The organism is Fluviibacterium sp. S390, assembly GCF_049800695.1.
Taxonomy (GTDB): Bacteria; Pseudomonadota; Alphaproteobacteria; order Rhodobacterales; family Rhodobacteraceae; genus Meridianimarinicoccus.
Genome location: NZ_JBNAFN010000013.1, coordinates 39,682 through 60,464, shown reverse-complemented (window position 1 = coordinate 60,464; position 20,783 = coordinate 39,682). Strand labels below are relative to the sequence as shown.

Here is a 20,783-nt window from a genome sequence, read left to right as displayed (position 1 = left end):
CTTGCATTGGGGGCGAACGCACCGAATCGATCTTCGGTGCGTTCTGGCCGGTTCAGGCGTCTTTCTTGAGCTCTTTTGCGTGCAGCCAATCTGCATGCTTCGGAGCGCGTTTGGTCTGGGACCACTCTTCAAGCATATCCCATTTCACCTCATCCATGCGTGCGAGCATGGCTTCTTCTTCGGGATCGGGACAGGCCAATTCGACCCGGTGGCCGCTCGGATCGAAGAAATAGATCGAGTGGAACATCGAATGGTCGGTGATGCCGAGAACCTCGACCCCGTTGGCCTCCAGATGTTCTTTGAATTCGATCAGCGTGTCGCGATCCTTGACCTTGAAGGCGATGTGCTGAACCCATTCAGGCGTGTTCGGGTCGCGGCCCATTTCCGGCTTTGTCGGCAGTTCGAAGAACGCCAGGACGTTGCCGTTTCCTGCGTCCAGGAACAGGTGCATGTAGGGGTCAGGCTCATGCGTGGACGGCACCTTGTCCTCGGCAATGGCCAGAACGAAGTCCATGTTGAGCATCTTGCCGTACCATTCGACTGTCTCTTTTGCGTCCTTGCAACGGTAGGCGACGTGGTGGATTTGTTCGATCTTCATAGGGTTCTCCATTCAAAGGGGACACGACAATCAGGGTGGCCTGGCTTCCTTCGGTTGGCGGAATTCTCAGAAAGAATGCCCGCCGCATGTGCGTGAAGTAGACCTTGCAAGTGGCTGCCCTGAAACATTTTACTTCCGGTCCTGTGGTTCGAAGTCTCTGCTGCTGTTTGCACTCTTAAAATCGTTTCACTTGCAACGAATACCATTCTGTGGGAGGCTGAGTCAAGGTCATTTCATTTGCAACGAAATAAAGGGGGCCGGATCACATGACCGCAGACGACTTCAACCTGTCTGAATTCTTGCCTTACAAACTGTCCGTATTGGCATCGCGCACGACCAAGGTTCTGGCGAAAGTCTATGGTGAGAAATACGGTCTTTCGACGCCCGAATGGCGGGTGCTGGCGCATGTCGCGCGCCGTGAAAAGATGTCGGTCCGTGAAATCCATGACAGTGTCGATCTGGAAAAGCCGAGCGTCAGCCGCGCGGTTGCCAAGCTCGAACAGGCCGGACTTCTGCGAAAATCCACCTGCGATTCGGATCACCGGCTGGTCGAAATCGAACTGACCCAAGCCGGGCGTGAGGTCTTTCAGCGAATCGTGCCCGAGGCACTTGCGTTGGAGGCTGTGATCCTGAGTGCGTTCTCACCTGCCGAGAGGGATCAGCTGCACGACATGATGGCGCGGCTGCATGACGAACTGGACAAGGTCGTCACAAAGGTCTGAGCCGCGGTCCTGACCAAGGATGGCGATTGCGTGACGCCATCCGGTTTGTCGTCCCCGGTGGTCTGCGCGCGCTGTTGGCCGCGCCAGAAGCACGATTTCTCAAAACTGGCCAGCCGCACGGGCGGTCGCTTGTCTTTCCGAAGGGGCAATCCGACGGCAAGAATCAGGCCTGGCTGACTAGACAAGCCCCTGTATGGCGACCTAGGAGGCTGCTCCGTCCGGAAGGCGGACGTTGGATTCGAATTGCCTGCCGATGGCAACTGCTGCCGATGTCAGCTGTTTCAAATGCGCCGAGGCGACCTCATCGACGCTAAGCTTCTCGGCAAGCCAAATCAGACTAACGGCGCCAATGACGCGCCCCTCGGCACGGATGGCAACGCCGATCGCACTGGGAATGCCGCCGTAATCCACCGCACGTCCCCAATAGCCGAACTCCCTTGTGGCAAACCCTTTTGCCCGGATCTCCTTGAGTATTCCGGGCAGGCTCAGTGCGGCCTCGCGGTCTTTTCCCTTGGTGTTCACAGCCAGTTTGGCAGAGAAGTCTGCCCTTGCGTCGGCATCATGGGCCGCAAGGAACGCACACCCCAGGGCCGAGCGGAATGGCGACGGGCGATAGCCGATACAGTCAGGAAAGATGCCATGGTCGGAGAAGGTTCTGGTGGTGTCGACGATCTCGACACGTCCATTTCCGATCCCTGCCGCCAAGTCTACGCCCAATCCGGTTGCTTCGGACAGACGAACGATTTCCGAACTGCCTGCTTCGACCAGTGCATCAATCGAATCGGGGGCAGTGCCCAGGCGAGGAAAGCGTGAACCAATCCTGTATCGGCCGTCACTTCGGCTTTGTGTAAGCCACCTTTGATGGACCAGAGTGGCACAGATTCTCAGGATCGTGGGTTTTGGCAGACCAGTTTGATCCGCCAGAAAAGCCAATGAAGTCACGCCACTACCGGAAACGACTTCGAGTATTTTCATGCTGCGCTCGACAGAGCGGTTGAACTTGGTCATGGCATTCCACCTAGTGAAACGCATGTTCGACTGGATCCAGTTTCCTGTCTAGTCCTTCATGACGGAGCGTCGTGGGCGGAAACGTTTTTCGTCACCGCATTCAGAGGAAGAGGAAACCGATGCAAAGCGTGCTTTCAAAATCAGTTACCGGACTGAACCTGGCATTGTCCGGTTTGGTTATTGCCGTTGTTTTCTACGTCTCTGTATTTGGCGTGTTCAGCGAATCCTATCTGCGGGTCGGCATGTTGCTGGTCGGCGGTCTGCTGATCCTGCTGGCACAGATCGACAGCAGCGACAGCCCCATGGGAAAGGTGCTGGCGCTTGTCACCGCCGGTTTCCTGAGCATCGCGGTCTTTCAGTATTTTCGCGCCGCAGCCGAGATCGAGACCGGGCTCTATTTTCTGACCTCCACGGATATCTGGCTGGGCGTCCTGGGGCTGATTGCCGTGATCGACCTTACACGCAGGTCGGTCGGAATGGTCATGGCGGGCGTTGCAGCCGTGGTGCTGATCTATGGCGCCTTCGGGCAGTATGCGCCCGGCTTCATGCGTCATGCCGGGATGACGTCAGAGGAACTGATCCAGGTCCTTTGGTATTCTTTCGACGGTGTGTTCGGGCGTCCCATGGCCACCGTTGTGTCGACGATCCTCATCTTCATCATCTTCGGCGCCATCCTGGAATTTCTGACGATTGACAAGGTGCTGGTAAAGCTGGCGCTGGCTGCCACGGGCCGGGTGCGCTCGGGTCCCGCTGCAGCGGCCACCATTGCCAGCGGCTTGTTCGGAACAATCTCGGGCAGTGCCGTGGCCAATGTCGTGGGCACCGGGGTCATCACGATCCCGCTGATCAAGAAGCGCGGTTTCAAGGCGCATTTCGCGGGCGCCGTCGAGGCCGCGGCCTCAAGTGGGGGTCAGATTACCCCGCCCATCATGGGTGCGGTCGCGTTCATCATGGCCGACATCACGGGCGAACCGTATCTGACGATCTGTGTCGCGGCCGCTGTTCCTGCGATCCTGTATTACGCGGGTCTGTTCATGGCGACCTCCAGCGCTGCGCGCGACATGGACCTCGACACCTCCGAACAGCCCAAGCTGAGTTTCGGCTGGCGTGAAGTGGCGCAGATCATCGTCTTCATGCTGTCCCTGACCGCAATCGTCGTGGCCATGGTCGGAGGGTCGTCCCCAGCCTATGCCGGATTTATCGGTGTCGCCTTTGCCATCGTGTTTGGCTTCGCGCTGAAACCCAGCCTGCTGGTGGACCTGCAATCCTGGCTCACGTTCATTCGTTCGGCTGGCATGATCTCGGCGCAGCTGGTGGTGATCGTGGGCGCCGTGGGCATCATCATCGGCATTCTGAACCTGACCGGTGTCGGGCTGCGGTTTGCCTCTTTGGTGGCAAGCTATGCCGACGGACAACTGGTGGTGTCGCTGCTGCTGATGGCGCTGGCCTGCTTGCTTCTGGGCATGGGAATGCCGACGGTGCCCGCCTATCTGATCATCGTGCTTGTCATGGGGCCGGCCCTGCAGAAACTTGGTGTGCCGATCATTCACACCCATATGTTCGTCCTGTATTTCGGTGTGTTGTCCGCCGTCACTCCACCGGTTGCACTTGCAGCATTCGCGGCAGCGCCCATTGCCGGAGCCGGGGCGATGCGCACGGCGGTGGAAGCATCCCGGCTGGCCCTGCCTGGCTTCGTCATCCCCTTCGCCTTCATCTACCAGCCCGCGATGCTGCTTGGCACGGGCTACCCGCTGATGGAGTCGGCACAGTCCATCCTGTTTGTAACCCTTGCGGTGCTGCACATCTCGCGCGCCTGCTATCCGGGCAAGGGCAAGGCACGTTATGCGCCAATCGGCCTTGCCCTGGCCTTTGCCCTGTTGTTCTTTGGACCCCTTGTTTCGTGGATTGCCGTCGCAGCCACGCTGGCACTTTGGTCCGCTGTCCGCTTCGGCAATTTCCTGACACCCGAAAAGTCCTAATCCAGAGGAGGAACTACCCATGAACAATGTATCCCTGACCCGCCGGTCGCTGCTGGGCACTGCCGCAGGAGCCGCCGCATTCGCCGCGATGCCCCGTGTGGCCTTTGCCAAGGAACTGCTGCGCATGTCCACGCTGGGGCCGGGCACAAGCCCGAACCTTGTGATGACGACCTTTGTGAACATCGTGAACGGCGCGCTGCCGGACTATGAAATCCAGCTGAACGCCACTGGCGCCGCAACACGTCACGTTCTGGAAGTCGCCATGGGCCGCAGCGATTTCTGCATGTCCTCGCCCGTCATCCACTCCTTGATGCGTCGCCAGGCCGCGATGTACGAAAAGATCGATCAAGCCCCCGAACTGGTCAACAACCTGCGCACGGTGCTGAACTTCCCGATGGGGGTCTATCACATCGCCGTCTATGGCTCGTCCGGCATTACATCCATAGACCAGATTGCTGGCAAGCGCGTCTTCCTTGGACCTCCGGGCGGTGCGGCCTACACCACGATGGAGCGGCTGTTCAAAGCGGTCGCAGGTCTTGAGGCGGGAACGGACTACGAAGCCGTCACCCTGGGCTGGGACGCCGCTGCCGCTGCCTTCCAGGACGGCAACATCGACGTCTATTGCAACCCGACCAACGCCCCAAGCCCGGCCTTGACGCAGATCGCCGTGACCAATGAAATCCGCTTCCTTGGCATTCCCGCAGAAGCGCTGGAAAGCGAAGGCGTGCAGGCACTAGTGGGCCGTCCGGGCTTCAGCGCGGCCACGCTGCCGGCGGGCGCTTACGGGGAAAATCAAATCAACGAAGGCGACGTCACCACCCTGGGCGTCACCGTGGGCATCGTGACGAACAAGGACGCTGATGAAGAGATGATCTATCAGATGACCAAGGCGTTCTATGCCGGCGTGCAAGAAGCCGGGCAAAGTTCGCCCTGGATGCGGGCCATCACGCCGCAAGGTGCCGTGCAGGATATCAACCTGGAACTGCACCCCGGCGCCCTGCGCGCGCTTACCGAGTTGGGCGTAGAGATCCCGGAAGCCGCCAAAGGCTGATCTGGACGGCCGGGGTCTCTGCGGCCCCGGCCATTTGCCTGCTCCCCTTCAACTTTCTGACCCGGATAGTCCCATGTCAAAAAACGTGCTCTTTATCATGTGTGATCAGCTTCGGTGGGACTACCTGTCCTGTGCGGGGCATCCAGGCATCGAGACACCGCACATTGACGCCTTGGCCAAACGCGGCGTGCGCTTTGATCGTGCGTACGTGCAATCCACCATCTGTGGGCCAAGCCGGATGTCGTTCTACACCGGGCGGTATGTCAGCTCGCACGGGTCGACATGGAACAACGTGCCGCTCAAGGTCGGCGAGATGACCCTGGGCGATCACTTGCGCCCCCTGGGAGTTCGCACGGCGCTTTGCGGCAAGACCCATATGACCGCCGATGCGGACGGGATGAAACGCCTTGGTCTCGCGCCCGACAGCACCATCGGTGCCCTGGTCTCGGAGTGCGGGTTCGAACCCTACGAGCGCGACGACGGGCTGCATCCCAGCACCAGCTATGGCAAGCGCAACAAGAACTACGATCAATACATGAAGGACCGTGGCTGGGAGGATGAAAACCCCTGGGACTCTGTGGCCAACAGCGGAGAGGATGAAGACGGCAACATCCTCAGTGGCTGGTTCCTTGACAATTCCGACCTCAAGGCGCGCGCCGCCGACGAGGAAAGCGAAACCCCCTATATCACCCGCCGCGCGATGGATTTCATCCGCGAGGCCGGCGACAGCCCCTGGTGCCTCCACCTGAGCTATATCAAGCCTCATTGGCCCTATATTGTGCCGGCACCCTATCACGACATGTACCCGCCCGAAACGCACATGCCCGTGCTGCGCAGCGACGCGGAACGAAACGACCCGCACCCCGTGTTCGGCGCCTTCATGGAAGAGCGGGTGTCGAAGGCCTTTACCAATGCGACCACCCGCACCAAGGTCATCGGGGCCTACATGGGGCTGATCAAGCAGATCGACGATCAGATGGGCGAGCTGATGGCCTTTCTAGAGGCGCAGGGCCTGACCGACGAGACGATGATTGTCTTCACCTCCGACCACGGCGATTACCTGGGCGATCACTGGATGGGTGAAAAGGAACTGTTTCACGATCCGTCCGCGCGTATCCCGCTGATCGTGGTGGACCCCAGCGCAGAGGCCGACGCGACGCGCGGCACGGTGTCTGACGCCCTGGTCGAGGCGATCGACGTGGTGCCCACAATCCTCGACTACTTCGGTGGACAGGAGGTCAGCCACATCATCGAAGGCAAATCCCTGCGGCCGATGATGCACGGCTCATGTGCCTCGGTGCGGGATTTCGTCGTGTCGGAGTACGACTATTCCTTCCGCCAGGCCCGCCGCCGCCTTGGGGTCGGGGTTTCCGAAGCCAAGCTGACAATGCTGTTCGATGGGCGCTGGAAATACATCTTTGCTGAAGGGTTCCGCCCGATGTTGTACGATCTGGAGGCCGACCCGGAGGAGTTCAACGACCTTGGCGGCAAATCCGAACATGCGGAAGAATGTGAGCGGCTGCAAAAGTTGTTCTTTCAATGGACCCGGCGCACCAGCCAGCGCACGACCATGTCCGATGCCGAGATCGAAAGACGCGGGGCGGACCTGGGCGAAGCGAAGGCGGGGGTCATCATCGGATTTCCCACCGAAGCAGACCTGTCAGCCGCGCTTGCGGCAGATCGGGATCGACAGAAAGGCTGATCCTTCTGGCTTGAAACGCCTGTCGCACCAGTTCGGGACCCCCTTATGCACCATCGGCTGACCGCATTGCTTTCATCACTGAGCCCCGTCCGCCCATGGTTTTGGGTGGTCAATGGTGACACGCTCAAGGCCGATGCGATTGCCGGTCTGACCAATGCGGCAATCGTTCTGCCGCAGGGTGTGGCCTTTGCCATCATTGCGGGGCTGCCCCCGGAATTCGGCCTGTTCACGGCCGTCGTCGTTGCCTTGATCGCCGGGATCTGGGGATCGTCGATGATCATGGTTTCCGGCCCGACCACAGCGATATCTGCGGTGATCTTTGCGTCCATGTCGCAATTCGCGGCCCCGGGGACCGAGACCTATATCGCCATGGTTTTCACGCTTACGCTGATGGTCGGGGTGATCCAGATCATCGCGGGCGTGTTCAAGCTGGGCGGGTTGATTTCCTTCATCTCCCATTCGGTTCTGATCGGATTTACCGCCGCTGCGGCCCTGTTGATCGCGGCCAGCCAGATCGGCGGTGCACTTGGCCTTGAAAAGGGTGGCGGTGGGGGCGTTTTCGAACGCCTGCTTCACGTGGGCGCGCATGTCGGCCAGATCAACGCCACCGCCGTGATCATTTCGGGGGCGACGATCCTGACGCTGATCGCGCTGTCGAAGTTCAGCAAGAAGATACCGTCTTATATCATCGCGCTGGCCGTTGGGTCGGGCGTGGCCTGGCTGTTGAACGCACCGGCACAGGGGGTGGCGATGTTCGCTCCGCTGGGGTCCATCGTGCCAAGCATCGGCGCGCCGGACATGTCGTTCGCGCTGTTTGCTGAACTTCTGCCCGTTGCCGCCACGGTCGCCTTCGTGGGGCTCCTTGAAGCGATCTCCATCGGTCGATCCTTTGCGCTGCGTCGGGATGAACCCTATGATTCCAGCCAGGAGATGGTGGGGCAGGGGCTGTCCAACGCGGTCGGCTCTTTCTTTCAATGCTATGCCGGTTCGGGCTCGTTCACGCGGTCTGGCCTCAACGCGGATGCGGGCGCGCAGACGCCTGTTTCCACGATCTTCGCGGCCGGATTTCTGGTTGTCCTGCTATGGGTGCTGGCCCCGTACCTGGAATACGTGCCTGTCCCGGCCATGGCGGGGGTGATCCTGTTCGTGTCCTACAGGCTGATCAACTTCGGCGAAATTCGTCATGTGCTGACTTCCAACCGGAGCGAAACGGCAATTCTGGCGGCCACTTTCCTGACCGGGATCTTTACCGAACTCGACCTTGCCATCGTCGTTGGCGTTATCACGTCGCTGTGCGTCTTTCTCTATGACAGCGCCCATCCCATCGTGGCTGTGGGTTCGCCGACCACCATCAACGGCAGACGGGTGTTCAAGAACGCGGCAACCTATGGCTTGCCCGAATGTCCGCAAATCTCGGTGATCCGGGTGGACGGCCCGCTGTTCTTTGCCTCTGTCGAAAATGTAGAGCAGCAGTTCCGAAATGCGGAAGCCGCCAGCCCGGTGCCGAAGACCAAGCTTATGGGCTTGAAGGGGTTGTGGAAGATCGACCTGTCAGGAGCCGGCCTGCTGCTGAAAGAAATACGACGGGCGCGAAAGGCAGGTGCTGATTTCCACATCTTCACGACCAACGCGCCTTCGCTGCGAATATTGAAGCGATTGCATGTCTTTGATGAACTGGGGAAAGGCAATCTCCACAACAACAAGGGCGAAGCGATCAGTGTCGCGGTTGCGGCCGCCGACGATGATATTTGCAAGGACTGCAAGCTGAGGGTCTTTGTGGAATGCGCCCAGAAACCGGGGGCAGTGGCGCCTTGACCGGGCTTATCCCGGATACGAACCACCAAAGCCGCTGTGTGTGAGCGTCCGGGGTCCGGCGCACCAGAAATCCCACCATGCAGCAAAACTGTGCGGCAGCTTCCCCCCCTGCGTCACCTCGGCCAAATGCAACCGTGTGTCTGGCCCCGGATGTGCGCCGGGGCCAGACCGGTCAGACGAAGGCCATCGGGTCCGTGCCGATCAACGCCAGGTCGATGGCGCCATCGCTGACCCCATCTGCCGCATCGAAAGCAGCCAGCAAGGTGGTCCCGCCGAACACCAGATAGCTTTCACCGGTATCGGCGCCGGCTGCCGTGTCGGCCTGGCCGGCACCGATCAGGATGTCGTCGATGCCGTCACCGTTCACATCTCCGGCTGCGGCCACGGAATACCCGCTGTAGTCTCCGGCACCGATCCCCTTGAACACGAACCCGTCCGCGCCATTCAGACTGGCCAGATCCACCGAGGCAGCAAACCCCGTGTCCTTGCCAAAGACCAGGTAGCTTTCGCCAGCATCAACCCCGGTCGTCTGGTCGGCCCGGTAGCCGCCGATCAGGATGTCATCGATGCCATCGCCGTTCACATCCCCGGCAGAGGCTACGGAGATCCCGCTCTCATCTTCTGCATCTACCCCGGTCAGCACGAAGCCCATGCTGCCATCGAGATTGGCCAGATCGATAGAGGCCGCGAAATCACCCGTCACGCTGGTGTCCTTGCCAAACACCACATAGGTCTCGCCCACATTCTGGGTGCCGGCGGTATCGCCTCCGTAGGCCCCGATCACGATGTCATCGAAACCGTCGCCGTTCACATCGCCGGCGGCAGCAACAGACACGCCGCTGTAGTCATAGCTGTCGATCCCGGTCAGAACGAAGCCGGTGCTGCCGTCGCCCGCTGCAAAAGACGCCAGATCGATCGAGGCGGCGAAGTTGCCCGCGACGGCGGTGTCCTTGCCGAAAACAACATAGGTTTCGCCCGAACTGAGCGTGCCCGGCCGGTCGGCGGACGTGGATCCGATCAGGATGTCATCGATGCCGTCGCCGTTGATATCTCCGGCGGCGGCGACCGAATAGCCGGTATAGTCGAAGGCATCGATCCCGGTCAGCGCAAAACCGTTGCTGCCATTCAGGCTGGCAAGATCCATGGAAGCGGCAAAATCACCCTCAACAGCGGTGTCCTTGCCGAAGACAATATATGCCCCACCTGCGTTGAAAGTACCGGCCTGATCGGCCCCGAAAGCCCCGATCAGGATGTCATCGATACCGTCACCGTTCACATCCCCGGCCGAGGCAACAGACCAACCGCTGTAGTCGGTGTAGAGGAGTCCGGTCACAACGAAACCCGTGGTGCCATCCAGACTGCCCAGATCTATCGAGGCCGCGAAATCGCCCGTGACGGCGGTGTCCTTGCCGAAGACCACATAGCTTTCTCCGGCATCGTAGGCGCTGGATTGGTCGGCGCCATGGGCCCCGATCACCATGTCGTCGATGCCATCCCCGTTCACATCCCCGGCGGAAGCAACGGAAATGCCCGCGAAGTCACCGGCATCGATCCCGGTCAGAACAAAGCCGGTGCTGCCATCGCCGGCCCCAAGCGAGGCCAGATCGATCGAAGTGGTGAAGTCCCCTTCTGAGCCCGTGTTCTTGCCGAAGATCACATAGGCTTCGCCGGTGCCTGCGGCGTAGCGGCCTCCGATCAGGATGTCGTCGATGCCATCCCCGTTGACGTCCCCTGCCGAGGAAACCGAAATACCGGCGTAGTCGCCCGCGTTGATCCCGGCCAGCACGAAGCCGAAACTAGCCGGCAGTGGCGTCCAGTCGTCCGACGGCACGCCATCGACCAGGATCTCAAGGTTTTCCATGCGGGTGACGCGCAGGTCAAAGCATGAGAAGGTGAAGAAGGTCTTGTCGGCATCGGTGGTGCCGCCTGCCGTCTGATCGTCCAGAAAGGCGTAATAGGCGGCAATTTCAGCCTGAACATCCGGATCGAGCCATGTGTCGCCAGTCATTTCCAGCCGCAGCGTGTCATAGCCGATGCCGCCGTCATACAGATCCCTGAACCCTTCGTTCAGTTCAACATCATAGACCAGAACATCATCGCCGCGTTTGCCCGTAACCCGATCGCTGCCAGCACCGCCCGCAAGAAGATCATCATTTCTGAGGCCAAGGACGGTGTCGTCAAAGGGTGTTCCGGGATCGATTACAATAGGATCTGCCATCGTCTTTACCCCTGCATTGTTGTGAATGTCCGCAGAGAATACACTTGGGGCTATGGGTCATTACAAAAATGTGAGAAATTATTAACGCATGGATCGATCAAGATTGGGCAGGTGTTTGGCGGAAGGCGAAAAATTCACAGGTTATTGCGCGGGCAGGAAAACCAATAAATCAGATATCTATTATTTCTCTTTATCCACGCGTTTTGGCGTCCGCAACGGCGACTTTGACTGGTGTGACGAACGGCATCCCAGCTCCCGGTGAGCCGCTGGTATTGCCGGAAACACTGGCATAGGGACACAAGCGGTGGCGCGTGTGGACCCGATCAGAGGCGGCTCAGATCAAGCATAGCCCTGATCAACATCCTGCCTGCTTGAGTGAGCGGTCCATATCCGGAACGTGGGGGGCAGGCGCAGGCCAGGGTTGTCGTTCCTTCGCTCCAAGGTATTGTTGCCGGGAGATTTTAATTCAATCGCTGCCCGTCTGGTTGCCTGTCCTGCCAACCCGGGCCGCGTCCGTCATCAGCCGCCCGTGCGGTGGGCCCCCCGCGACAGCACGCAAGCCAGATACCCATCCTTTTATAGACTTCTGAGCCGGGCTGGAGCGCTTGAGGCCCCGCGATGTAAGACGTCATCGGACCGGGCTGTGCCATCGCGGCGGGTGTCGCCAGAAAGCCAAGACCTCAGAATACCACGTACAGTTGCCTCAAACCCAAATTCGCCAAGGTTCGGGCGCGCCAATTCGCGAGTCATTGAGGAAGGGGAGGTCGCCTTTGATGTAGGGGTTGATGCCGATATTACCGGGTGGGAGAAATGGTGTGTGGCGGGAATGACAATGAAGCTTGCTTTGCCTGGAATAAATACATTTCCGATTCAGGTATTGCGACCGTGTGATCGCCACGACGGCGCAGGTCGGCGACGTCGGTGGCGGCGATCACCCTATCCGTCCACGGTTCTTTCCCGTCACAGTCTTTTTCTCGATGGGTCCATGGGTCTCGCCCGCGACCAGGCCGCAACACCATCCTTGGCGTCGTCGCGGCCTTGTCAAAAGGTAGCGCCGTCTCACCGTAAAAGCCGCCGGGGATGGTGTTGCAACTCTTGGGTGCCATTGACCCTGCGGGTCAGGATCCCCACGACGATGTCCTGGCAACGGTTCGTCAGGCGAACGGTGCAAGTCTCGTACCGGGGGGCGCACGCCGTGGGGTGTTTTGCCTGACCCGCGCCAAGCGTGTTTTCCCGACATTTTCATGCAAGACTGCACGAAATGGACGTTGCCCGAAGACATCCCCGCGGCCTGTCCCGGACGAGGAGAACTGATGATGTTGATGACAACCCTGCGTCTTGGGACGCTCGCAAGCGTACTCGCGTATCCGACTATCGTTTCGGCCCAGGACATTGCCGACACGATCTATACCGGCGGGCCGATCCTTACGATCGATGACGCACAACCGACAACCGAAGCCGTTGCGGTCAAGGATGGAAGGATCATGGCCGTTGGATCCCTGGCGGACCTCATCGCGTATCAGGGCGACGGAACAGACGTTTTCGACCTGAACGGACGCGCCATGCTGCCGGGATTTGTCGACAGCCACGGACACGTTGTCATGGGCGGTCTTCAGGCGCTCTCTGCCAATCTTCTTGCGCCGCCGGACGGCGAGGTCAGGGACATTGCCAGCCTGCAGGATACGCTTCGCCAGTGGGCAGAAGACAATGCCAAGGCCGTCGACAGGGTGAACATGATTGTCGGTTTCGGCTACGACAACGCGCAACTGGCCGAGTTGCGACACCCGACGCGGGACGACCTCGACGCCGTCTCGACAGAGCTGCCGGTCGTGATCGTGCACCAGTCGGGACATCTTGGGGTCGCCAACTCCAAGGCGCTCGAACTTGCGGGGCTCAGCGCGGACTCTGAAAACCCTCCGGGCGGGGTCATTCAGCGCGACGCGCGTGGGGAGCCGAATGGCGTGCTCGAAGAATATGCCTTTTTCACCGTGATCATCCCGATGATGGCGCGCCTGGGACCAGAGGGCATTGCGGCCTTCGCACGCTCCGGCTCGAAACTCTGGGCAAGCTACGGATATACGACCGCGCAGGAGGGGCGCTCTTCCGGCGGGATCGTGGAAGTTCTCAAGGCCGTGGATGCGGAGGGGGGGCTGCCTGTGGATGTCATTGCCTATCCGGACGTGCTTGAAGACAGGGACTACATCGCCGCGCACACGTCGAAGGACTATACCGGCAACGTGCGGGTGGGCGGCTGCAAGCTGACCATCGACGGGTCTCCGCAGGGCTTCACCGCGCTCAGGGACAGGCCCTACTACGATCCGGTGGGAGACTACCCACCCGGTTATGCGGGCTACGCTTCCGTGACAATGGAGCAGGTCCAGGACGCGGTGAACTGGTGCTACGAGAACGGATTTCAGATCATCACCCATGCCAATGGTGAAGGGGCCTCTGACATGCTGATCGCGGCCCTCGGGGCCGCCCAGGCGGACTACGGCGATCCGGGCAACCGACCGGTGCTGATCCACGGGCAATTCCTGCGCGAGGACCAGATCGATGCCTACAAGGCCCTCGGCGTGTTTCCATCGCTGTTTCCGATGCACACGTTCTACTGGGGAGACTGGCATCGCGACCATACCGTCGGTCCGGTCAATGCCGACAACATCTCGCCGACGGGATGGGTGGTCGAGCGCGGGATGATGTTCGGCTCGCACCATGACGCGCCGGTGGCCTTCCCCGACAGCATGCGGATCCTGGATGCCACGGTGACGCGGCGGACGCGGTCGGGCGACATTCTTGGCCCGGCGCAACGGGTCGATGTCATGACCGCCCTGAAGGCGCTGACGCTCTGGCCAGCCTGGCAGCAGTTCGAGGAAGCAGACAAGGGCTCGATCGAAGTGGGAAAGCTTGCCGACTTTGTGATCCTCTCGGACGATCCCACGGCCGTCGATCCCGAGACACTGGATCAGCTTCGCATCATGGTGACGATCAAGGAAGATCAGGTGATCCACGAAGCCGAAGAAGGGGTGCAGGAGGGAGGATTGATCGGGCGGCAATTTGCTTTCAGCCCCGCCATGGCAGACCGGTTTCTTCATGCCATGTACGACGGCCTGACGCCGCAGCAGTGACCGACAGTGCAATGCCCATCAGTGGCTGAGGGGCCGGCGATGGGCACAAGGCACCAGAGGCCGGGCGACAGGTCGCAAACGGCCCGCCGGCGGCTTCCGTGACTGCCGCGATGTCGATCCGTACGATTGTCACCATGGCCGGGACGACCCGTGTCAGCCGGTCGCCACCACCTTGCGCATGCCGCCCGCAATCAACGCCGCAGCGTCCGTTGCGATGAGCAGGACATTGGCCCGCGGCGGGGCGACCAGAAAGCGGGGCTCCCACATTGGATCGAACTTGTTCTTGAAGTTCCGCAAGCCATCGAAGTTGTAGAAATGCCCGCCGTGACGGTAGACCAATGCGCCCAGCTTCATCGTCCAACGGCTGCCACGGCGCGTTTCAAGGCCGGCGAGGGGGGCCATTCCAAGGCTGAACCTGGCAAACCCGTCTTCTTTCAGGTGCAGCATCAACTCGGTAAACAGGTAGTCCATCAAGCCCGACGGCGCATCGTCCACGTGCCGCATCAGGTCGATGGTCGCGGTTTCCTTGGCTTCGGTCGTCAGGACATTGGCAAAGGCCACGATGCGGGATTCGTGGCGCACGATGGCAATCGGGAACTGACGCAGGTAGTCGCGATCGAACCGGCCGACCGAGAACTGCTTTTCCGAACTGTGCTTGTCGACCAGCCATTGATCCGAAATGTCGTGCAGCACCTGCAGGGTGGCGTCATCTACCGGCGCTGCCAACACTTCGAAGCTGAGCCCGTTGCGGCCCGCGCGATTGTGGGCCGTGCGCAACTTCTTGCGGTGGCTGCCCTCCAGCGAGAAGTTGGCCAGGGGCACCACCGCCTCTTCGCCCATCTTGTGCATGGCGAGGCCCATCTCGGCCCAAAGCGCCAGATTGTCCGCCGCGACTTCGTAGAACACCGGCCGCGCATTTGCGGCATTGGCGGCATCGACAAACTCCCAGGCCAGCTGCGCCACCTCATCGGGATCTCCGACGGGATCGCCCAGCGTGATCCACGACCGAGCCTGAACCCGGTACATCAGGAACGACCGGCCGCTGTCGGAAAACAGCAAGGATTTATCCCCGGTCAGGGCAAAGTTGGCATCCGGGTTCGGCTGCTGCGCAATGACGGCCCGCGCCTGTTCCAGTTGATCTGCAGTTGCCAGATCGGCCAGGACCTTCGGTGGTCGCAGGGCCGTCACGAGTGCGAACAGGCCGATCAGAAGCGCGCCGACCAGACCAGCGCGGATGGCACGCGGTGCGGAATCGTCTTCGGCAAACTGCCACCACAATTCATGACTGTAGGGCGTCGCCTTGTGGGCAAAGAAATAGACCGCAGCCGCGGCCAGGACGATCGACCCCAACAGCAAAACCCAGCGAAGCGACAGCGGGTTTCGTGTCAACCGCGCGCTACGATAGAATTCGCGGCGGCAGGGCAGCAGCACAAGCACCATCAGGGACAGGATCAGGGCCCGCTGATAGTCGAGCCCATGCAGCAGCGACGCCAGAATCCCCGCCATCAGCGCGCCGACCGCAAGCCAATAAGCGCCCTCGATCCGACGCAGCATGCCATGCGCAATGATCAGAAGGGCGGCCCCGATCGCGCTGGACAACAGGGCGCCGCCTTCCAGAAGGCCCAGTGGCAGGAGAAGCTCAAGGTCTCTGGCAACCTCGCTGGCGGCCGGAATGACCGCCGAGAAGAGCATGAAGATGCCCGAGGCAAAGATCATCGCCGCCATGGCCAGCGGCACGATGGAGGTGACAGCGCCAAAGACCGGTGCAAGTGCCTGCATCCGGGGCGACGGAGGCTTGGAACTGGCCATGCGCAGTTCGGACAGCGCCAGCAGGATCAGCGCGAGGCCGAAGGGCACAAGATAATAGATCAGGCGGTAGAGCAGCAATCCGGCAGCCGCCTGATCGACGGGCACCGAGTCGGGCAGGGCGGTCAGGATAACGGTCTCGAAGACACCGACGCCGCCGGGCACATGGCTGGCAACGCCGGCAAAGATCGCCGCCGCGAAAACCGCCAGGAAGGTGGCAAAGCCCATCTCGTTGGACGGCAGCAGAAGATAGAGAACGGTTGCGGCCATCAGGATATCGATCGCCGTGAACAGCAACTGGCCGCTGAGCAGACCCAACGAGGGGGTGCGGAAGCTGTAGCCGCGCAGCGTGATGTCAGACTTCCGCAGCGCCAGCGCCAGCAGCAACCCCAGCGAGACGATCAGCGCGGCGATCCCGATCCAACGCAGGACATGTGGGCTTATGGATGTCAGGGACTGCAAGGCAAAGGGATGATAGGCAAGCGCGCCGAACCCGATGATCATGGCGCCAAGCCCAAAGGCCGCGGACCCGAAGACCGCAATCCCCGCGATGTCATATGCGGTCAGGCCCAGGGACGAATAGATGCGATAGCGCACCGCACCGCCCGTAACCGGGCCTGCCCCGACGGTGTTGCCAAGCGCATAGCCCAGGAACCCGCCCATCATGATGACCGGGAACGGAAGCTTCTTGCCGATATAGCGCAAGGCGGACCAGTCATATCCGATCAGCGCGGCATAGCCGGTGAACATCGCGAGGATTGACAGGACAATGACATGCAGGGGCGTGTCGCGGACCTGGTCCATGACATCCCGGAAATTGATCGGTTTGAGAAGATGGTAGAGCGCAAAAGTGCCGAGCGCGAACAAGCCTGCCGTCAATAGGTAAGGGACAATCGGTTTGATCCGCGCCCAAAGGTTTGTTGGCGGCGAAGTATCGGAAGCGCTCACGTCTGGACCTCGAGTCGTTGGTATTTTTTTGACGTGTATCCTGCCCCGGCGCGAATTGCACCGGGGCAGTTTTGGCTTCCGCGAAGTGTGGGCCTTGCTGCGCCTTGAGAGGGACGCGCGGCGCGGCAAGGCTTCGGTCAGGCGTCCTGAGCAGTTGCGCGATTGTCCAGGGTGACATCCAGCGTCAGGGTCTCGCCCTTGCGCAGAACTTCGATTTTCGAGGTCGTCTCGGGCGCCGTCCCTGCAACCGCGCGGGTCAGATCGCGGGCTTCTTCGATCTTCGTGCCATCGAAACTCAACACGATGTCGCCCGATTGCAGACCGGCTTTCTGTGCGGGCGTATCATCCATGACCTTTTCAATCATCGTGCCCTGTCCCGCGTTCAGGCCGAGCACCGAGGCAACCTCATCGCTGACCGGCTTGATCTGCACCCCCAGCCATCCGCGATCGATCTTGCCGTCGTCCTCAAGATCCGCGACCACCGTGGACACCAGATCCGACGGCACGGCAAAGCCGATCCCGGCACTTGCGCCGTTGGGCGAGAAAATCGCGGTGTTGACACCAATCACCTCCCCCTGGTCGTTGAACAGCGGACCCCCGGAATTGCCCCGGTTGATGGCAGCATCGGTCTGAATGAAGGCATCGAACGGGCCAGAGCGGATATCGCGGTCCTTGGCGGAAACGATGCCGGTGGTCACGGTGCCGCCCAAGCCGAAGGGGTTGCCCATGGCGATGACTTCATCGCCCACGCGCATCGCCTCGGACGAGCCGAACGCCACGGTCGGAAGGTCCGTGCCGTCGATGTCGATCAGGGCAATGTCGGTCAACGGGTCGGTCCCGATGATCGTGGCCTCGTGCTCCGATCCGTCCGCGAATTTGACCGTGACGGTTGTGGCACCCGCAATCACGTGGTTGTTGGTGACGATCAGGCCGTCTTCCGAAATGATGAAGCCAGAGCCGACCCCCTGACGGTCCGGCATATTCGGCGATTGCGGCATCTGGGGCATGGTGTCCCCGAACCGGCGCTGGAATTCCTTTAAAAAGTCGTCGTTGGACATGCCGCCTTCCGCGTCGGCGGGGGTGGCGGATGACGTGACTTCGACAAGGACGACGGCGGGGCTGAACGTTTCAATCAGGTCGGCATAGCCGCCTGCGGGAACCGCCAGCGCGGCGGTCGGCGCCAGAGTAACCATGCCGGTCGATGCCACGGTTGCGGTCAGAAGGGCCGCTGTCAGTTTGGTGCGTCGTTTCGGGGACTGTGGGTGTGCCATGAGGGAAACTCCGTGTTCATGCATTGTGGAGCAGATATCGGGGCGGGGGATGAACACGACTTCGCAGCGGCTATACAAATCTGTAATCTTCCGCGGCAGGATGCATGGGGCTGGCTCTAGTGTCGCGACGGGTCCGTCGCGGATCCACTGCCGCGCCGGTCCTCTTCGGAACGACCGAAAATCCAGCCCAGCCGCCAGAAGAAAAACAGCATGGTGGCCGCTGCCGCAGCCATCAGGGCAAGCGCGAAAAGATACCCAAAGCGCCAACCCAGCTCCGGCAGGTTGTAGGGCGAGGCGCGGTCAAAATTCATCCCGTAGACACCAGCAATGAAGGTCATCGGAATGAAAATCGTGGCGATCATCGTCAGCACTTTCATGTGCGCGTTCATTCGGTTCGAAAGCGACGACAGTTGCAGTTCCACAAGCCCCTGTGCGGTTTCCCGGAACACCTCGACCATGTCGAGAAGCTGAAAGGCATGATCCGAACAATCGCGCAGGTACGGCAACAGCGGGTCGCTGATCTGTGGCATGTCATCCCGCTGAAGCGCCGCAAGAGCTTCGCGCATCGGCCAGATCGCGTGACGCAGGATCGACAGATCGCGCTTGATCTGGTGCGTGTCGCGCATGGCCCCGTCTTCGGGATCACGCAGGATGCGTTCTTCCATCGCTTCGATCAGATCACCCTGCGCTTCGAGAACGGGGAAATAGCTGTCGATGATGGCATCACAGATGGCATAGAACAGATAGCCGCTGGAACTGCGGATACGCCCCTTTCCACCTGCCAGCCGCTTGCGCACCGCATCCAGGCAATCGCGCGGCTGCTCGCGGAGGGTCAGAACAAAATCCGGCCCCAGCACAAGCGAGATCTGGTCAGCAACGAAAGGCTGGCTACTGACCGGCATTCTAAGAACGGTCAGCACCAGATCGCCGTCCACATCTGTTTGGGCGCGCTGGTCCAGATGGAAAAGCTCGGCGACGGACAGGCCGCTCAGACCCAGATCCGTTGCCAGATCTGCGATCCGGACGTCGTCCTTGAGCCCACACACATCGATCCATCGGAATTGACCTGGCGCGCCGGACGCCAGTCCGTCCACAGCTTCGCAGGACGTTGCATCATAGAGATATGTGGTGATCGATGTTGGATGCGCGTTCTGCGGTGTCGAAATCGCCATCGGTGACGCGCCAATCGGCTCGCTGCGGCGTTTCAAAAGCCGTCGACGTCGTCCATGCGTACGTGATGATCTTGGCTCTATGTCCAGCCCTCCTGGCTTCGAGCAGTTTTTTGAAAAGACGGCGATTGGTCAATAGGGCACCTCGAAGGTCGCATGGCCCGGCAGACCTTGCAAAGCCGTCGTGCGTTCGACGGCCACGCCCGGAAGAGACGCCAGTGTGCGCCGGGCCATCCTTCTGACGCGCACTTTGGCGCCCGCGCGACGTGGCCGAGGTCCTGGGATCGACCGGATGGTGCAGTCTTCGGATCATGTTTGGGAAGGTTCGGCCCCAGGCAACCCCGATCCCTTGGGCCGTCCGCGGCTAAGTCTCGACGCATTACACCGATGTAATGTCAGCGTCAGGTCACGGCAGGTCTTGCCCCCCACATTCCTGTCATAAGGAACAAGGAGACCTGACACATGCAACGTATCAAATCACTTCTGGCAAGCACGCTTCTGGCCCTGATCGTTTTCGCCGGTTTCGGCTTCGGGATCATGGCGATCGGTTTCGCAATCGTGCTGGGGGGCGCACTTGCGCTGGCCTTGCGTCTGGCGGGACCGCGGATCCTTACCGAGGCTGAAAAGCGCGCGGATACCGCGCGGGATGAGGCCTTCGCGGGCCATCCCGCATCGGCTTGAGGCCCATTCTGACGGCAGGGTGACGGCGGGGATATCCCCGCCGTTTTTCGTTCGTGCGCCGGATCTTGACGGCAGCACGGCCGACCAACCGGCGACCCTGCACCGAAGGGGCCCCTTCGGGCCCGATATCCCTTGAATCGGGGGAACCAGAGGCTCCCGGCGGCATGGTCTTTGCGGCGTGGCCAGCGCCATCCGCACCTTACAGGGTTGTAATGGGACGGTCAGGCGCGGGCCATGCGGATGCCATAGATCTGTTTCATCGGACGGGATGATCCCGCCCGGACACCAAGGAGACCACCATGAAACGCACCAAACTCGCCCGCACCGCAACCGCCGGCCTGCTCGGCCTGTCGGTCCTTGCCGGATCGATGGCATACGCCTCGTCCGGTTCGGACGCGAAATCGGCGGAAGAACTGAAGCAGTTCCTGACCGCCAATCCCGAAGTTGCCGCCGTGTTGGCAGAGGTCGAATCGAAAACCGGCGGCAAGGTCACAGAGGCTGAATTCGATGACGATGCCCCGGCCAACAGCGTTGTCGAATTCGAAATCCTGATGGCAGATGGCACCGAACAGGAGGTCTACTACACGCTGGCGGACGGAACGATGACCGTCGAGGCCGACGACGAGAAGTAGGTCGCAAACCTCTGACCAAGATGCAAGAATGCTGGTGGCCTTGCAGGCGGCCACCAGA

General features: G+C 60.8%; 14 protein-coding genes. 8 read left to right on the top strand and 6 right to left on the bottom strand.

The window, feature by feature from the left end:
- Positions 1–52: 52 nt before the first annotated feature.
- A complete protein-coding gene (locus tag ACP15K_RS11720) occupies positions 53–598 on the bottom strand; it encodes a VOC family protein (RefSeq protein WP_424990592.1) in 546 nt (181 codons plus the stop codon).
- Positions 599–864: 266 nt separating this feature from the next.
- On the opposite strand from ACP15K_RS11720, the gene ACP15K_RS11715 reads away from it, so the two are divergent.
- Positions 865–1,320, top strand: coding sequence for a MarR family winged helix-turn-helix transcriptional regulator (locus ACP15K_RS11715; RefSeq protein ID WP_193142793.1), 456 nt, complete (start codon positions 865–867; stop codon positions 1,318–1,320).
- A 201-nt stretch (positions 1,321–1,521) separates the two neighbouring features.
- On the opposite strand, the gene ACP15K_RS11710 is transcribed toward ACP15K_RS11715, so the two are convergent.
- Entirely contained in the window at positions 1,522–2,328 is an 807-nt protein-coding gene (locus ACP15K_RS11710) for an IclR family transcriptional regulator (RefSeq protein WP_424990591.1), read from the bottom strand.
- 164 nt (positions 2,329–2,492) lie between these two features.
- Between ACP15K_RS11710 and ACP15K_RS11705 the strand changes: the two genes are divergently transcribed.
- From ACP15K_RS11705 to ACP15K_RS11690, 4 genes are all read left to right on the top strand, one after another.
- Entirely contained in the window at positions 2,493–4,307 is a 1,815-nt protein-coding gene (locus tag ACP15K_RS11705) for a TRAP transporter permease (RefSeq protein ID WP_424990590.1), read from the top strand.
- Between the two features lie 19 nt (positions 4,308–4,326).
- On the top strand, positions 4,327–5,358 hold the full coding sequence (locus ACP15K_RS11700; RefSeq protein ID WP_424990589.1) for a TAXI family TRAP transporter solute-binding subunit: 1,032 nt from the start codon (positions 4,327–4,329) through the stop codon (positions 5,356–5,358).
- Between the two features lie 97 nt (positions 5,359–5,455).
- On the top strand, positions 5,456–7,060 hold the full coding sequence (locus ACP15K_RS11695; protein WP_424990588.1) for a sulfatase-like hydrolase/transferase: 1,605 nt from the start codon (positions 5,456–5,458) through the stop codon (positions 7,058–7,060).
- Positions 7,061–7,165: 105 nt separating this feature from the next.
- A complete protein-coding gene (locus ACP15K_RS11690; protein ID WP_424990587.1) occupies positions 7,166–8,875 on the top strand; it encodes a SulP family inorganic anion transporter in 1,710 nt (569 codons plus the stop codon).
- 172 nt (positions 8,876–9,047) lie between these two features.
- Here the strand turns inward: ACP15K_RS11690 and ACP15K_RS11685 are convergent, their stop codons facing one another.
- On the bottom strand, positions 9,048–11,093 hold the full coding sequence (locus ACP15K_RS11685; RefSeq protein ID WP_424990586.1) for a hypothetical protein: 2,046 nt from the start codon (positions 11,091–11,093) through the stop codon (positions 9,048–9,050).
- Between the two features lie 1,313 nt (positions 11,094–12,406).
- Here ACP15K_RS11685 and ACP15K_RS11680 point away from each other — a divergent pair.
- Positions 12,407–14,218, top strand: a complete 1,812-nt coding sequence (locus ACP15K_RS11680; protein ID WP_424990585.1) for an amidohydrolase — start codon at positions 12,407–12,409, stop codon at positions 14,216–14,218.
- A gap of 153 nt (positions 14,219–14,371) precedes the next feature.
- Here the strand turns inward: ACP15K_RS11680 and mprF are convergent, their stop codons facing one another.
- The 3 genes from mprF to corA form a co-directional block, all read right to left on the bottom strand.
- Positions 14,372–16,972, bottom strand: coding sequence for a bifunctional lysylphosphatidylglycerol flippase/synthetase MprF (gene mprF, locus ACP15K_RS11675; protein WP_424990584.1), 2,601 nt, complete (start codon positions 16,970–16,972; stop codon positions 14,372–14,374).
- A gap of 137 nt (positions 16,973–17,109) precedes the next feature.
- Positions 17,110–18,243 (bottom strand): S1C family serine protease, encoded by a 1,134-nt coding sequence (locus tag ACP15K_RS11670; RefSeq protein ID WP_193142785.1) that lies wholly within the window; start codon positions 18,241–18,243, stop codon positions 17,110–17,112.
- A gap of 116 nt (positions 18,244–18,359) precedes the next feature.
- Positions 18,360–19,415 carry a magnesium/cobalt transporter CorA gene (gene corA / locus ACP15K_RS11665; RefSeq protein WP_424990583.1) on the bottom strand — a complete coding sequence of 352 codons (1,056 nt, stop codon included), beginning with the start codon at positions 19,413–19,415 and terminating at the stop codon, positions 18,360–18,362.
- 459 nt (positions 19,416–19,874) lie between these two features.
- Between corA and ACP15K_RS11660 the strand changes: the two genes are divergently transcribed.
- Both ACP15K_RS11660 and ACP15K_RS11655 read left to right on the top strand, forming a co-directional pair.
- Positions 19,875–20,093, top strand: a complete 219-nt coding sequence (locus ACP15K_RS11660) for a hypothetical protein (RefSeq protein WP_424990582.1) — start codon at positions 19,875–19,877, stop codon at positions 20,091–20,093.
- Positions 20,094–20,392: 299 nt separating this feature from the next.
- On the top strand, positions 20,393–20,725 hold the full coding sequence (locus ACP15K_RS11655) for a PepSY domain-containing protein (RefSeq protein ID WP_424990581.1): 333 nt from the start codon (positions 20,393–20,395) through the stop codon (positions 20,723–20,725).
- Positions 20,726–20,783: the final 58 nt, after the last annotated feature.

What these genes read in the sequence shown, in the direction of transcription:
- ACP15K_RS11720 (WP_424990592.1), bottom strand. Translation starts at nt 598, where the DNA reads ATGAAGATCGAACAAATCCACCACGTCGCCTACCGTTGCAAGGACGCA.
- ACP15K_RS11715 (WP_193142793.1), top strand. Translation starts at nt 865, where the DNA reads ATGACCGCAGACGACTTCAACCTGTCTGAATTCTTGCCTTACAAACTG.
- ACP15K_RS11710 (WP_424990591.1), bottom strand. Translation starts at nt 2,328, where the DNA reads ATGACCAAGTTCAACCGCTCTGTCGAGCGCAGCATGAAAATACTCGAA.
- ACP15K_RS11700 (WP_424990589.1), top strand. Translation starts at nt 4,327, where the DNA reads ATGAACAATGTATCCCTGACCCGCCGGTCGCTGCTGGGCACTGCCGCA.
- ACP15K_RS11695 (WP_424990588.1), top strand. Translation starts at nt 5,456, where the DNA reads ATGTGTGATCAGCTTCGGTGGGACTACCTGTCCTGTGCGGGGCATCCA.
- ACP15K_RS11685 (WP_424990586.1), bottom strand. Translation starts at nt 11,093, where the DNA reads ATGGCAGATCCTATTGTAATCGATCCCGGAACACCCTTTGACGACACC.
- ACP15K_RS11680 (WP_424990585.1), top strand. Translation starts at nt 12,407, where the DNA reads ATGATGTTGATGACAACCCTGCGTCTTGGGACGCTCGCAAGCGTACTC.
- ACP15K_RS11670 (WP_193142785.1), bottom strand. Translation starts at nt 18,243, where the DNA reads ATGGCACACCCACAGTCCCCGAAACGACGCACCAAACTGACAGCGGCC.
- corA (WP_424990583.1), bottom strand. Translation starts at nt 19,415, where the DNA reads ATGGCGATTTCGACACCGCAGAACGCGCATCCAACATCGATCACCACA.
- ACP15K_RS11660 (WP_424990582.1), top strand. Translation starts at nt 19,875, where the DNA reads ATGCAACGTATCAAATCACTTCTGGCAAGCACGCTTCTGGCCCTGATC.
- ACP15K_RS11655 (WP_424990581.1), top strand. Translation starts at nt 20,393, where the DNA reads ATGAAACGCACCAAACTCGCCCGCACCGCAACCGCCGGCCTGCTCGGC.